The sequence below is a fragment of the Citrobacter sp. CK181 genome (assembly GCF_030333595.1).
In the GTDB taxonomy this organism is placed as follows: Bacteria; Pseudomonadota; Gammaproteobacteria; order Enterobacterales; family Enterobacteriaceae; genus Citrobacter_B; species Citrobacter_B koseri.
Map to the genome: position 1 here is coordinate 182,536 of NZ_JAOWFN010000014.1, position 13,226 is coordinate 195,761.

The 13,226-nt window shown below is 54.9% G+C and carries 13 protein-coding genes; 8 read left to right on the forward strand and 5 right to left on the reverse strand.

Going from position 1 to position 13,226, the window contains the following annotated elements:
- Positions 1-186 precede the first annotated feature (186 nt).
- Positions 187-1,125: a LysR family transcriptional regulator gene (locus tag OGW17_RS14400; protein WP_047458020.1), complete on the forward strand. Its 939-nt coding sequence runs from the start codon at positions 187-189 to the stop codon at positions 1,123-1,125.
- A 59-nt stretch (positions 1,126-1,184) separates the two neighbouring features.
- Here OGW17_RS14400 and pgl read toward each other — a convergent pair whose 3' ends face one another.
- A complete protein-coding gene (gene pgl / locus OGW17_RS14405) occupies positions 1,185-2,180 on the reverse strand; it encodes a 6-phosphogluconolactonase (protein WP_024130516.1) in 996 nt (331 codons plus the stop codon).
- 163 nt (positions 2,181-2,343) lie between these two features.
- Between pgl and OGW17_RS14410 the strand changes: the two genes are divergently transcribed.
- Positions 2,344-3,162, forward strand: a complete 819-nt coding sequence (locus OGW17_RS14410) for a pyridoxal phosphatase (protein ID WP_012133218.1) — start codon at positions 2,344-2,346, stop codon at positions 3,160-3,162.
- Here the strand turns inward: OGW17_RS14410 and modC are convergent, their stop codons facing one another.
- From modC to OGW17_RS14430, 4 genes are all read right to left on the reverse strand, one after another.
- Positions 3,163-4,221 (reverse strand): molybdenum ABC transporter ATP-binding protein ModC, encoded by a 1,059-nt coding sequence (gene modC, locus OGW17_RS14415; RefSeq protein WP_012133219.1) that lies wholly within the window; start codon positions 4,219-4,221, stop codon positions 3,163-3,165.
- A 2-nt stretch (positions 4,222-4,223) separates the two neighbouring features.
- A complete protein-coding gene (gene modB / locus OGW17_RS14420) occupies positions 4,224-4,913 on the reverse strand; it encodes a molybdate ABC transporter permease subunit (protein WP_012133220.1) in 690 nt (229 codons plus the stop codon).
- Complete coding sequence (gene modA / locus OGW17_RS14425; RefSeq protein WP_012133221.1) at positions 4,913-5,686, reverse strand: molybdate ABC transporter substrate-binding protein; 774 nt, start codon at positions 5,684-5,686, stop codon at positions 4,913-4,915. Before modA ends, modB begins: the two co-directional genes overlap by 1 nt.
- Before the next feature lie 239 nt (positions 5,687-5,925).
- Positions 5,926-6,075: an AcrZ family multidrug efflux pump-associated protein gene (locus tag OGW17_RS14430; RefSeq protein ID WP_024130518.1), complete on the reverse strand. Its 150-nt coding sequence runs from the start codon at positions 6,073-6,075 to the stop codon at positions 5,926-5,928.
- Positions 6,076-6,203: 128 nt separating this feature from the next.
- Between OGW17_RS14430 and modE the strand changes: the two genes are divergently transcribed.
- From modE to galM, 6 genes are all read left to right on the forward strand, one after another.
- Entirely contained in the window at positions 6,204-6,992 is a 789-nt protein-coding gene (gene modE, locus OGW17_RS14435; RefSeq protein ID WP_012133223.1) for a molybdenum-dependent transcriptional regulator, read from the forward strand.
- 67 nt (positions 6,993-7,059) lie between these two features.
- Positions 7,060-8,532 (forward strand): molybdate ABC transporter ATP-binding protein ModF, encoded by a 1,473-nt coding sequence (gene modF / locus OGW17_RS14440; RefSeq protein WP_071259660.1) that lies wholly within the window; start codon positions 7,060-7,062, stop codon positions 8,530-8,532.
- Between the two features lie 218 nt (positions 8,533-8,750).
- Positions 8,751-9,767, forward strand: a complete 1,017-nt coding sequence (gene galE / locus OGW17_RS14445; RefSeq protein WP_071259662.1) for a UDP-glucose 4-epimerase GalE — start codon at positions 8,751-8,753, stop codon at positions 9,765-9,767.
- A 9-nt stretch (positions 9,768-9,776) separates the two neighbouring features.
- Positions 9,777-10,823, forward strand: coding sequence for a galactose-1-phosphate uridylyltransferase (gene galT, locus OGW17_RS14450; RefSeq protein WP_071259665.1), 1,047 nt, complete (start codon positions 9,777-9,779; stop codon positions 10,821-10,823).
- A 3-nt stretch (positions 10,824-10,826) separates the two neighbouring features.
- Positions 10,827-11,975 carry a galactokinase gene (gene galK / locus OGW17_RS14455; RefSeq protein ID WP_071259667.1) on the forward strand — a complete coding sequence of 383 codons (1,149 nt, stop codon included), beginning with the start codon at positions 10,827-10,829 and terminating at the stop codon, positions 11,973-11,975.
- Positions 11,969-13,009 (forward strand): galactose-1-epimerase, encoded by a 1,041-nt coding sequence (gene galM, locus OGW17_RS14460; RefSeq protein ID WP_060815868.1) that lies wholly within the window; start codon positions 11,969-11,971, stop codon positions 13,007-13,009. Before galK ends, galM begins: the two co-directional genes overlap by 7 nt.
- The last annotated feature ends 217 nt before the right edge of the window (positions 13,010-13,226 follow it).

The following is a 13,226-nucleotide window of genomic DNA, read 5'->3' on the forward strand; positions in this document are numbered from 1 at the left end:
AATTAAAAAACATTAGCGTTAATGAGGACATGGTTGCACGCGCAGAATAGAGAGGCTAATGACTTTAAATTTATGATTGATAATTTATTTGCATTAATCAAGACGGATAATTTACATATAAACTACGTTTTTCTCTCCTGGGGCAGCAAATCAGGGAATCCCTGGATTCTATTTTCTGGAGTTATGATGAAACACGAATTATCAAGTATGAAGGCATTTGTCACACTGGCAGAAGCAGGATCATTTAACAAAGCCGCTAAATTACTTAACATTACGCAACCTGCATTAACTCGCAGAATAAAAAAGATGGAAGATGATTTACATACCCTGCTTTTTGAGAGAACAACACGTAAAGTAGAATTAACAAAAGCGGGGAGGATGCTGTTACCGGAAGCCAGAGAATTAATAAGAAAACTGGATGAAGCTCTTTTTAATGTTCGCGAAATGAATGCTTATCACCACGGCACGATCACATTGTCCTGTATTCCGACCGCTGTTTTCTATTTTCTACCCCTTGCTATCGGAAAATTTAATGAGTTGTACCCCAATATCAAAATACGAATTCTTGAAAAAGGTACGAACAACTGCATGGAATCGGTGTTGGGTAACGAAGCTGATTTCGGCATAAATATGAACAGCATCACAAATTCTGCTATTGACTTCACCCCGCTGGTGAATGAACCGTTTGTTCTGGCCTGTCGACGAAACCATCCCTTAGCCAGTAAGCAACTGGTCGAATGGCAGGAGTTGGTGGGCTACAAATTGATTGGCGTGCGGTCATCCAGCGGTAACAGGCTGCTTATTGAGCACAATCTGGCGGATAAACCCTGGAAGCTGGACTGGTTTTACGAGGTTCGTCATTTATCGACCTCGCTTGGGCTGGTTGAGGCCGGGCTGGGTATTTCTGCGCTGCCGGGGCTGGCAATGCCTCAGACAGTGCATCCCACGCTTATCGGAATCCCGTTGATCGAACCCGTTATCAGACGCACGTTAGGGATTATCCGGCGCAAAGACGCCGTTCTCTCTCCTCCGGCAGAGCGTTTTTTCTCTCTGCTTTTGAATGTCTGGGCCGATGATAAAGACACGCTGTGGACGCCCTTTGCTGAACCACAGCGGCAACAATAACGCCGTATCCGGCCGACGGCCCGGTAAGCGAGCGCCACCGGGCACAACGTCACGGAATATTAATACGCGTTAACCACGACCCACATTGGCCCCTGGCCTACCGCATAACGGCCTTTCTCCGTCAGCAGCCCCTGCTCACCGGCAATGGCATACACCGCAATATGGTGTGACTTCTGCCCGGCGGCAATCAGATACTTACCGCTATGATCGACGTTAAAGCCGCGCGGCTGCGTTTCGGTCGGCTGGAAGCCCTCTTTCGTCAGTACGCTGCCGTCTTCAGAAACGCTAAAAACGGTAATCAGGCTGGCGGTACGGTCACAGGCATACAGATGACGGCCATCCGGCGTAATGTGGATATCCGCCGCCCAACGCGTGTCAGAAAAATCGGCAGGCATCATATCCAGCGTCTGCACGCATTCAATATTGCCGTGCGGATCTTTCAGCTCCCAGACATCAACAGAGCTGTTCAGTTCATTCACGCAGTAGGCATATTGCTGGTTCGGGTGGAACGCCATATGGCGCGGCCCGGCCCCCTCAACGGTGGTGACTTCCGCCGGTTCCTGGGCGACCAGTTTGCCGTCGTCACTGAGCGTAAACAGGCAAATGCGATCCTGCTTCAGCGCAGGCACCCACAGCGTCCGGTTATCCGGCGAGATATTCGCTGAGTGGCACCCTTCCAGCCCTTCAACGACATCCACCACGCCAGCCGGCAGGCCATCATCCAGACGGGTCACGCTGACGTTACCGGCATTGTACGAGCCAACAAACACAAAACGGCCCTGATGATCGGTAGAGATATGGGTTGGGCTACCCGGCAGAGCGGACTCCGCCGCGAAGGTCAGCGCGCCGTCATCCGGCGCAATACGGTAAGCCAGCACGCGGAACTCAGGACGGACGCCAACATAGAGATAGCGCTTATCAGGGCTGACCACCATCGGCTGAACCTGCCCCGGCACATCAACCACCTGCACCAGCTTCAGCGAGCCGTCATGATTCAGGCTCCAGACGTGAATTTGCTGACTCTCAGGGCTGGCGGTATAAACGGTTTGCTTCATGACTACTCCTTCCTTATGGCAACTGTCTGCAATTGCGGAATACAGCTTAACGTAGACGCTTTTAACGGTGAATGCTGAATTAACGCTCAGAATTTTGTCCGGCCAACCGTCTCGGTGTACCATTCCCACAGGCAAAATTCTCAACCTTAATCTGGAACTCCCTATGACCGCTCGTGTGATTGCCCTGGATTTAGACGGCACCTTACTGACGCCGAAAAAAACATTGCTCCCCTCCTCGCTTGAGGCGCTCTCTCGCGCCAGAGAGGCAGGCTACCAACTTATCATCGTCACTGGCCGTCATCACGTTGCGATTCATCCTTTTTATCAGGCACTGGCGCTGGATACACCTGCAATTTGCTGTAATGGCACTTACTTGTATGATTATCAAGCAAAAAATGTTCTTGAGGCCGATCCGCTGCCTGTCGATCAGGCATTGCAATTGATTGATCTGCTGGATGCGCATCAGATTCACGGTCTGATGTACGTTGATGACGCGATGGTTTATGAACGCCCGACCGGCCATGTGATCCGTACCGCTAACTGGGCGCAGACGCTGCCGCCGGAACAGCGCCCGACCTTTACTCAGGTGCCGTCGCTGGCGCAGTCGGCACGCGACGTCAACGCCGTCTGGAAATTCGCGCTGACCGATGAAAATCTGCCAAAACTGCAACAGTTCGTGCAGCAGGTTGAGCATCAGCTGGGTCTGGAGTGCGAATGGTCCTGGCACGATCAGGTGGATATCGCGCGTAAAGGGAACAGCAAAGGGAAGCGCCTTACCCAGTGGATTGAAGCGCAGGGCTGGTCGATGGAGAATGTGGTGGCGTTTGGCGATAACTACAATGATATCAGTATGCTGGAAGCGGCAGGCACCGGCGTCGCGATGGGCAATGCTGACGACGCGGTGAAAACGCGGGCGAATATCGTGATCGGCGATAACACCACGGACAGCATTGCGAAGTTTATTTATACCCACCTGCTGTAATCAGGCGGTAATTGAAACACTCTTGATTTGCGCGTACAGCCACAGGCCAGGTTTGATGCCCAGCTCATCCCTGGCCCACGGGCTGATTCTCGCCCACAGCGTTTTCCCGCCGACTTCAAGCTGGACTTCCACCTGCCCATTATCGTCATAACAGTTTGCCACTTTTGCCCGCAGGATATTACGGATACTGGTTTGCATCGGTGGTTGTAATACCAGCGACACGTCCGAGGCCTGAATACGAATACGCAGCACGGTTTGCAGCGGCTCTTCCAGTTTGTTGACCCACAGGTGCTGATCGCCCAGCGCCAGCGCGGTCATTGCATAATGCGGATGATGCTCCAGCACGCTCACTTTCAGGATGCTGCTCTGCTGCTCTTTCGGCAGCCACGGGTGCATCACACTGCTGCCCCAGACCTCTTCCAGCGCACCAAACGCTTTCACCTGCCCGTTTTCCAGCACCATGACTCTGTCCGCCAGATGTAAAATCTCGTCCAGCGAGTGGCTGACGTACAGCAGGGGGATATTAATTTCGCGCGCCAGGCGTTGCAGATACGGCAGCAGTTCGCGTTTGCGCGGAATATCCAGCGAAGCCAGCGGCTCATCAAGCAACAGTAGCTCCGGCGCGGTCAGCAACGCGCGGCCAATCGCCACACGCTGTTTTTCCCCGCCGGAAAGGCTGCCAGGCAAACGCTCCAGCAAAGGTTCGATACCGAGCAGGTCCACCAGCTTGTCAAACTGTCCGGCCATGCTTTTCGCCATGCCATAGCGCAGATTGCCACGCACTTTGTAATGCGGAAACAGTCGGGCATCCTGGAACACATAACCAACGCGCCGTTTTTCCGGCGTCAGGCAGATGCCATTTTCAACATCATTAAGCACGCGACCATTGAGCACAATGCGCCCTTTTTGCGGGCGCGTCAGTCCGCTGATGGCATTGATCAGAGATGTTTTCCCGGCGCCGGAAACGCCAAAAATAGCGGTGATCCCATTGGCAGGTAGCGTTTCGTTGAGCGTCAGACAGTGGGTGCCCAGCGTCTGGGAGAAATTGAGTTCCAGCATGTTTATCTCCCCGCGCGCTCACGGCTGATACGCGCCAGCCATTCCGAAATCAACAATGAGATCAGCGCCAGCACAATAGAAATAATGCACAATCTCGCCGCCGCGCTTTCGCCGCCAGGGGTCTGGATCAGGGTATACATCGCGGAAGGAATGGTGCGGGTTTCACCCGGAATGTTAGACACGAAAGTGATGGTAGCGCCGAACTCGCCGAGCGAACGGGCAAACGCCAGCACGGTCCCGACGATGATGCCAGGCAATGTCAGCGGTAGCGTAATGGTGAGGAAAACACGCCAGCGTCCTGCGCCCAGCGTTCTGGCGGCCTGCTCCAGCTTAATGTCAACCCCTTCAAGCGCCAGACGAATAGCGCGAACCATTAACGGGAAAGACATCACCGCCGCCGCCAGCACGGCGCCTCGCCAGCTAAAGGCAAAGGTAATTCCGAACCAGTCATAAAGCCACTGACCAATAAATCCGCGTCGGCCCATCGCGATAAGCAGCAGATAACCGACCACCACGGGCGGTAAAACCAGCGGCAGATGCAGTACGCTGTCGAGCAACGCTTTGCCTGGAAACTTGCATCGCACAAGCAACCAGGCAAAAAAGATCCCAAACGGCAGACTAAACAACACGGCCAGGGAAGAAACTTTCAGGCTCAGTAGAACGGCCTGCCATTCTGGATCAGTCAGTATCATTACTTCGTCGTAAATCCATAACGTTTAAAGATTTCGGAAGCCTGCGGTCCTTTCAGGTAGTCATAGAACGCGCTGACCGTTGCGTTTTTGTGTCCATCAACAATCGCGATCGGGTATTCCACTTTCTTATGGGAATCTTCCGGGAACGTGCCAACCACTTTCACGCCTTTGCTGGCAACGGCATCAGAACCGTAAACGATGCCCAGCGGCGCTTCGCTACGCTCCACCAGCGCCAGTGCGCCACGCACGTCTTCCGCAGGAGCCAGTTTCGGCGCCAGGGTATCCCATGCGCCCAGTTTTTGCAGCGCTTCTTTTGCATAAATGCCAGCCGGAACGTGTTCCGGGTCGCCCACCGCCAGACGACCGCCATTCAGCAGAGTCGTCCAGTTGGTTTTGCTGTCGATGGTGATGTCTTTCTGTTCACTGGCTTTTGGCGCGACCACAACCAGGCTGTTGCCAAGCAGCGTTTCACGCGTTGCGGTATCAATCGCTTTTTTGTCTACCGCGTAGTCCATCCATTTCTGGTCAGCAGAGATAAACAGATCCGCTGGCGCTCCCGCTTCAATCTGGCGAGCCAGCGTAGAAGAAGAGGCAAATGAAGAGACAACGTCAACGTTCTTCTCTTTTTTGTATTCAACCGCAATATCCTGCATTGCGTTGGTCAGCGAAGCCGCCGCGAATACGGTGATTTTCCCTTCATCCGCCAGCGCATGTCCGGCAACAGTCAGAGATAATGTTGCCCCAGCAAACAGGCGTAACCATGTACGTGCCATCTGTAACTCCTTTGAGTGTCGTTATGTAGGCGCAAATATAGCGAGAAAATAAGGTTTTTCCCAGAAGTTATTGATACCCAATTGAGGTTACGCAAAGAAAATATCGGCAGGAAAAGCAGGATCTTGAGGGCGCTACCCAATGGATTTCGGGTTGCGCTGAGACTCACAGGCACAGCCAACAAAAATGCGGCCTGAAAGTCGAAGAAAGTAAAACGCCCGACTGAGCGGGCGTTTAAAAATCAATGGTTCTGTCTGGACTGGTCTTTCTGACCGATACCGGAGAAAATGTTGAACACTTCACCCAGACCGTAAATCAGCCCCAGAATGATGGCCATGACCACCGGAACCATGACTACGGCGAATACCAGACTTTTCAATAACTCTAACATGGTCAACTCCAGATAGGATTCTTTTGATATTCTAACTGCATAAATGAGAAAAGCACTCCCCTTTTGTGCGGTCGACTTTGCGCGGAAGCGGTTTTCCGTCACAATAACCCTTTTGCCAGGATCTTGTTATGCAGGCCGAAATCCTCCTTACACTCAAACTTCAACAAAAATTGTTTGCGGACCCCCGCCGCATTTCGCTGCTCAAGCATATCGCGCTTTCCGGCTCCATCAGCCAGGGGGCGAAAGATGCGGGCATCAGCTACAAAAGCGCCTGGGATGCCATTAACGAGATGAACCAACTCAGCGAGCAGACGCTCGTCGAGCGCGCAACGGGCGGCAAAGGCGGCGGCGGCGCGATACTGACTCGCTACGGTCAGCGCCTGATCCAGCTTTACGATTTGCTCGCCCAGATTCAGCAAAAAGCGTTCGACGTGCTGAGCGACGACGACGCCCTGCCGCTCGACAGCCTGCTGGCCGCCATTTCCCGTTTCTCTTTGCAAACCAGCGCCCGTAACCAGTGGTTCGGCACCATTACCGCACGCGATCACGATCAGGTTCAACAGCATGTCGATGTGCTGCTGGCCGACGGCGAAACGCGACTGAAGGTCGCCATCACTGCGCAAAGCGGCGAGCGTCTTGGCCTTGATGAAGGTAAAGAAGTCCTGATCCTGCTGAAAGCGCCGTGGGTTGGCATTACCCAGGACGAGGCGATTGCCCGGGCTGCCGACAACCAGCTTCAGGGAACCATCAGCCATATTGAACGCGGCGCCGAGCAGTGCGAAGTTCTCATGACATTACCTGACGGCCAGACGTTGTGCGCCACCCTGCCCGTTGAAGAGACCGCCACGCTGGAAGAAGGTGCTAACGTGACGGCATATTTTAATGCTGACAGAGTGATTATCGCTACGTTGTGCTAAGTGCATTGACATCTGTTCTTTGAACACGTATCCCTGTCATTCATCGCTGCAAAAAATGGGATACAAAATGTCATCATTGCATATTTCGCAAGGTACGTTTCGCCTGAGCGACACAAAAACGCTTCAGTTAAGTGCGCTGACGTTGCAGGCGGGGGAGAGCTGGGCTTTTGTCGGCACCAATGGAAGCGGGAAATCGGCGCTGGCCCGCGCGCTGGCGGGAGAACTGACGCTACTGAAAGGCGAGCGCCAGTCTCAGTTCGCGCGCGTCACCCGCCTCTCATTCGAACAGTTGCAAAAACTGGTCAGCGATGAATGGCAGCGCAACAACACCGACCTGCTCAGCCCTGGCGAAGACGACACCGGACGAACTACGGCAGAAATCATTCAGGATGAGGTGAGCAATCCCGCCCGCTGTGCCGAACTGGCGCAGCAGTTTGGCATTTCTTCTCTGCTCGACAGACGTTTTAAATACCTTTCTACGGGCGAAACGCGCAAAACGCTGCTTTGTCAGGCGCTGATGTCAGAGCCGGATTTATTAATCCTCGATGAGCCGTTTGACGGGCTGGATGTCGCCTCCCGCCAGCAACTGGCGAATCTTCTCGCCACGCTGCACCAGTCGGGCTACACGCTGGTGCTGGTGTTAAACCGCTTTGATGAGATCCCCGAATTCGTTCAGTATGCGGGAGTCCTTGCCGACTGCACGTTAACGGAAACGGGGGAAAAAGCGGATTTGCTCCAGCGGGCGCTGATTGCCCAACTCGCGCATAGCGAACGACTGGAAGGCGTAAAGTTGCCCGAGCCGGATGAGCCTTCTGCCCGCCACGCCCTGCCGGACGGCGCGGCGCGCATTATTCTCAACGATGGCGTCGTCTCCTATAACGACCGCCCTATTCTTAATCATCTGAGCTGGCAGGTGAATCCAGGTGAGCACTGGCAGATTGTCGGGCCTAACGGCGCGGGAAAATCCACCCTGCTAAGTTTAATCACCGGTGACCATCCGCAGGGATACAGCAACGACCTGACGCTGTTTGGCCGCCGTCGCGGGAGTGGTGAAACAATCTGGGATATCAAAAAACATATCGGCTATGTCAGCAGCAGCCTGCATCTGGATTATCGCGTCAGCACCACGGTGCGTAATGTCATTCTCTCCGGTTACTTTGACTCGATTGGCATCTACCAGGCGGTTTCCGACAGGCAGCACAAGCTGGCGCAGCAATGGCTGGATATTCTGGGAATGGACAAACGCACTGCGGATGCGCCTTTCCACAGCCTGTCCTGGGGGCAACAACGGCTGGCGCTGATCGCCCGTGCGCTGGTCAAACACCCTACGCTGCTGATTCTTGACGAGCCCTTACAAGGCCTGGACCCGCTGAATCGTCAACTCGTTCGCCGCTTTGTCGATGTACTGATTAGCGAGGGAGAAACGCAGTTGCTGTTTGTCTCCCATCACGCGGAAGACGCCCCAGGCTGCATTACCCATCGGCTGGAGTTTGTACCGGAAGGCGAGAGTTACCGCTATCAACAGACGACGCTGCGTTAGCGGTTCACTGGGGGCGTGCGACCACGCCCCTTTTTTCACTGCTTTTTCAGATAAAAGGCGCAATCATTCTTAAAGCATATGATTTATCATTAAATAACAGTCGCCGGCGGGTGAAAAAACCGAAGTGTAAACGATTCCACTAATATATTCCATGTCACACTTTTCGCATCTTTGTTATGCTATGGTTATTCCATACCATAGGCTTAACGGAGCGAATTATGAGAGTACTGGTCACCGGTGGTAGCGGTTACATTGGAAGTCATACTTGTGTACAGTTACTGAAAAACGGTCACGATGTCATCATCCTTGATAACCTCTGCAACAGTAAGCGCAGCGTACTGCCTGTTATCGAGCGATTAAGTGGTAAGCACCCAACTTTCGTTGAAGGCGATATTCGTAACGAAGCGCTGATGACTGAAATTCTGCATGACCACGCGATTGACGCCGTCATTCACTTTGCCGGTCTGAAAGCCGTGGGCGAATCTGTCGCCAATCCGCTGGAATACTATGACAACAACGTCAACGGTACGCTGCGTTTAATCAGCGCCATGCGCGCCGCCAATGTCAAAAACTTCATCTTCAGCTCCTCCGCCACCGTCTACGGCGATCAGCCCAAAATTCCTTATGTCGAAAGTTTCCCGACCGGCACGCCGCAGAGCCCATATGGCAAAAGTAAACTGATGGTCGAACAGATCCTGACCGACCTGCAAAAAGCGCAGCCGGACTGGAGCATCGCCCTGCTGCGCTACTTCAACCCGGTCGGCGCGCATCCGTCAGGTGATATGGGCGAAGATCCGCAAGGCATTCCTAACAACCTGATGCCGTACATCGCCCAGGTCGCCGTTGGCCGTCGCGAATCACTCGCGGTCTTTGGCAACGACTACCCTACCGAAGACGGCACCGGCGTGCGTGATTACATCCATGTGATGGATCTTGCCGACGGCCACGTAACCGCGATGGAAAAACTGGCTGGCAAACAAGGCGTGCATATTTACAACCTTGGCGCCGGTGTTGGCAACAGCGTGCTGGATGTAGTTAACGCCTTCAGCAAAGCCTGCGGTAAACCCGTTGCTTATCATTTTGCCCCACGCCGTGAAGGCGACCTTCCGGCCTACTGGGCGGACGCCAGCAAAGCCGACCGCGAACTGGACTGGCGCGTAACCCGCACACTTGACGAAATGGCACAGGACACCTGGCGTTGGCAGTCACGCCATCCGCAGGGATATCCAGACTAAGGACATGTCATGACGCAATTTAATCCTGTCGATCATCCACATCGCCGTTTTAACCCGCTAACCGGACAGTGGATTCTGGTTTCACCGCATCGCGCAAAGCGCCCCTGGCAGGGGGCGCAGGAAACGCCATCTCAGCAGGCGCTTCCCGCCCATGACCCTGACTGCTTCCTGTGCGCGGGCAATACGCGGGTAACCGGAGATAAAAACCCGGATTACACCGGCACCTATGTCTTTACAAATGACTTTGCCGCGCTGATGTCTGACACCCCGGACGCGCCGGACAGCCATGACCCGTTAATGCGTTGCCAGAGCGCCCGCGGCACCAGCCGCGTGATCTGCTTTTCTCCCGATCACAGCAAGACGCTGCCGGAACTGAGCCTCCCCGCGCTGACGGACATCATCAAAACCTGGCAAGAACAGACTGCCGATCTGGGAAAAACCTACCCCTGGGTGCAGGTTTTTGAGAATAAAGGCGCGGCGATGGGCTGCTCCAACCCGCATCCGCACGGCCAGATTTGGGCCAACAGCTTCCTGCCGAACGAAGCCGAGCGTGAAGATCGTTTGCAAAAAGCCTACTTCGCCGAGCAGCACTCCCCAATGCTGGTGGATTATGTGCAGCGCGAACTGGCGGACGACAGCCGTACGGTGGTTGAAACCGAGCACTGGCTGGCGGTCGTGCCTTACTGGGCGGCCTGGCCGTTTGAAACGCTGCTGCTGCCCAAAGCGCATGTGCTGCGCATTACCGATTTGACCGACGATCAGCGCGACTCCCTGGCGCTGGCGCTGAAAAAGCTGACCAGTCGTTATGACAACCTGTTCCAGTGCTCCTTCCCCTACTCCATGGGCTGGCACGGCGCACCGTTTAACGGTGAAGAGAACGGGCACTGGCAGCTGCACGCGCACTTTTATCCACCGCTGCTGCGTTCCGCGACCGTCCGTAAATTTATGGTCGGTTATGAAATGCTGGCGGAGACCCAGCGCGATCTGACGGCAGAACAAGCGGCGGAGCGTCTGCGCGCGGTCAGCGACATTCATTTTCGCGAATCAGGAGTTTAAATAATGAGTCTGAAAGAGAAAACACAATCTCTGTTTGCAGAAATTTTCAGCTACCCTGCTACCCACACCATTCAGGCGCCTGGTCGCGTCAATCTGATCGGCGAGCACACCGATTACAACGACGGCTTCGTGCTGCCTTGCGCTATCGACTACCAGACGGTGATTAGCTGCGCCACGCGTGACGATCGCAAAGTGCGCGTGATTGCGGCTGACTACGACAACCAGGTTGATGAATTCTCCCTTGATGCGCCGATCGTTACCCACGACAGCCAGCAGTGGTCAAACTACGTGCGCGGCGTGGTGAAGCATCTGCAAAAACGAAATAACGCATTTGGCGGCGCGGATCTGGTTATCAGCGGCAATGTGCCGCAGGGCGCGGGACTCAGTTCTTCTGCGTCGCTGGAAGTCGCGGTCGGCACCGTATTCCAGCAGTTGTACCACCTGCCGCTGGATGGCGCGCAAATCGCGCTCAACGGCCAGGAAGCGGAGAATCAGTTCGTCGGCTGCAACTGCGGCATTATGGATCAGCTGATCTCCGCGCTGGGTAAAAAAGATCATGCCCTGCTGATTGACTGCCGCACGCTGGGTACGAAAGCGGTTTCCATGCCGGAAGGCGTGGCGGTGGTGATCATCAACAGTAACTTTAAACGTACGCTGGTGGGCAGCGAGTACAATACCCGCCGCGAGCAGTGTGAAACGGGCGCGCGTTTCTTCCAGCAACCGGCGTTGCGCGATGTCAGCCTTGCGGCGTTCAACGCGGTGGCCAGCGAGCTGGACCCGATTGTCGCCAAACGTGTTCGCCACGTACTGACCGAAAACGCCCGTACCGTTGAAGCCGCCAGCGCGCTGGAGAAAGGCGACCTGAAACGCATGGGTGAATTGATGGCGGAATCTCACGCCTCAATGCGCAATGACTTCGAAATCACCGTCCCGCAGATCGACACGCTGGTCGAAATTGTGAAAGCGACCATCGGCGATAAAGGCGGCGTACGCATGACCGGCGGCGGCTTCGGCGGCTGCGTCGTCGCGTTGATCCCGGAAGCGCTGGTTCCTGCCGTACAGCAGGCCGTGGCCACGCAGTATGAAGCGAAAACCGGAATCAAAGAAACGTTTTACGTATGCAAACCCTCACAAGGAGCCGGACAGTGCTAAACGAAACGCCCGCACTGGCGCCCGATGGTCAGCCGTACCGCCTGCTCACCCTGCGCAACGATGCAGGGATGGTGGTCACGCTGATGGACTGGGGCGCCACACTACTTTCCGCCCGTATCCCGCTAACCGATGGCAGCGTCCGTGAAGCGTTGCTGGGGTGCGCCAGCCCGGAATATTACCAGGATCAGGCCGCCTTTCTTGGCGCATCGATTGGCCGCTACGCCAATCGCATTGCCAACAGCCGTTACACCTGGGCGGGTGAAACCGTCAGCCTGCTGCCGAGCCAGGGTGAAAACCAACTGCACGGCGGGCCGGACGGCTTTGACAAACGTCGCTGGCAGATAGTCAACCAGAACGATCGTCAGGTGCTGTTCGCACTGACGTCTGACGATGGCGATCAGGGCTTCCCCGGCCATCTCTGCGCTACCGCGCAGTATCGTCTCACCAACGATAACCGAATCTCCATTACCTATCGAGCGACGGTAGATAAGCCCTGCCCGGTGAACCTGACCAATCACGTCTACTTTAACCTGGACGGCGAGCAGTCAGACGTACGCCAGCACAAGCTACAGATTCTGGCTGATACGTACCTGCCGGTTGATGAAAGCGGTATTCCACGCGACGGGCTGAAATCCGTTGCCGGAACCTCGTTCGACTTCCGCAGCGCAAAAACCATCGCCAGCGCGTTTCTTGCCGATGACGATCAGCGCAAGGTAAAAGGTTACGATCACGCCTTTTTATTGCAGACCAAAGGCGATGCCAGCCAGCCAGCCGCGCATCTGTGGTCGCAGGATGAGAAATTGCAGATGAAGGTTTATACCTCCGCTCCGGCGCTGCAATTCTATTCCGGCAACTATCTGGGCGGCACGCCGTCGCGCGGGCCTGAACCTTATGCCGACTGGCAAGGCCTGGCGCTGGAAAGCGAATTTCTGCCAGACAGCCCGAACCACCCGGAATGGCCGCAACCTGACTGCGTGTTGCATCCCGGCGACGAGTACGCCAGCCTGACGGAATATCAGTTTATTCCGGCCTGACGATGAGCCATAACAGGCCCGATGGTGCCAGCTATCGGGCCTGTGGCGCGTCGCTTTGCTCAAATCCCCACCACTCAAAGACAAAATCGCAACTCCGGGTTCACAAGAACCTTACACTGCGTCACTATTTTCGCTATGGTTATGCGTAAGCGTTGCCGCTGACCTGTCACGGCAATATAATGAGAATTATTATCATTCAATAAAGCTTGAGGAGTGA

Excerpts from the sequence above, each read along its gene's own strand:
- OGW17_RS14400 (WP_047458020.1), top strand. The coding sequence starts at position 187 with ATGAAACACGAATTATCAAGTATGAAGGCATTTGTCACACTGGCAGAA.
- pgl (WP_024130516.1), bottom strand. The coding sequence starts at position 2,180 with ATGAAGCAAACCGTTTATACCGCCAGCCCTGAGAGTCAGCAAATTCAC.
- OGW17_RS14410 (WP_012133218.1), top strand. The coding sequence starts at position 2,344 with ATGACCGCTCGTGTGATTGCCCTGGATTTAGACGGCACCTTACTGACG.
- modC (WP_012133219.1), bottom strand. The coding sequence starts at position 4,221 with ATGCTGGAACTCAATTTCTCCCAGACGCTGGGCACCCACTGTCTGACG.
- modB (WP_012133220.1), bottom strand. The coding sequence starts at position 4,913 with ATGATACTGACTGATCCAGAATGGCAGGCCGTTCTACTGAGCCTGAAA.
- modA (WP_012133221.1), bottom strand. The coding sequence starts at position 5,686 with ATGGCACGTACATGGTTACGCCTGTTTGCTGGGGCAACATTATCTCTG.
- OGW17_RS14430 (WP_024130518.1), bottom strand. The coding sequence starts at position 6,075 with ATGTTAGAGTTATTGAAAAGTCTGGTATTCGCCGTAGTCATGGTTCCG.
- modE (WP_012133223.1), top strand. The coding sequence starts at position 6,204 with ATGCAGGCCGAAATCCTCCTTACACTCAAACTTCAACAAAAATTGTTT.
- modF (WP_071259660.1), top strand. The coding sequence starts at position 7,060 with ATGTCATCATTGCATATTTCGCAAGGTACGTTTCGCCTGAGCGACACA.
- galE (WP_071259662.1), top strand. The coding sequence starts at position 8,751 with ATGAGAGTACTGGTCACCGGTGGTAGCGGTTACATTGGAAGTCATACT.
- galT (WP_071259665.1), top strand. The coding sequence starts at position 9,777 with ATGACGCAATTTAATCCTGTCGATCATCCACATCGCCGTTTTAACCCG.
- galK (WP_071259667.1), top strand. The coding sequence starts at position 10,827 with ATGAGTCTGAAAGAGAAAACACAATCTCTGTTTGCAGAAATTTTCAGC.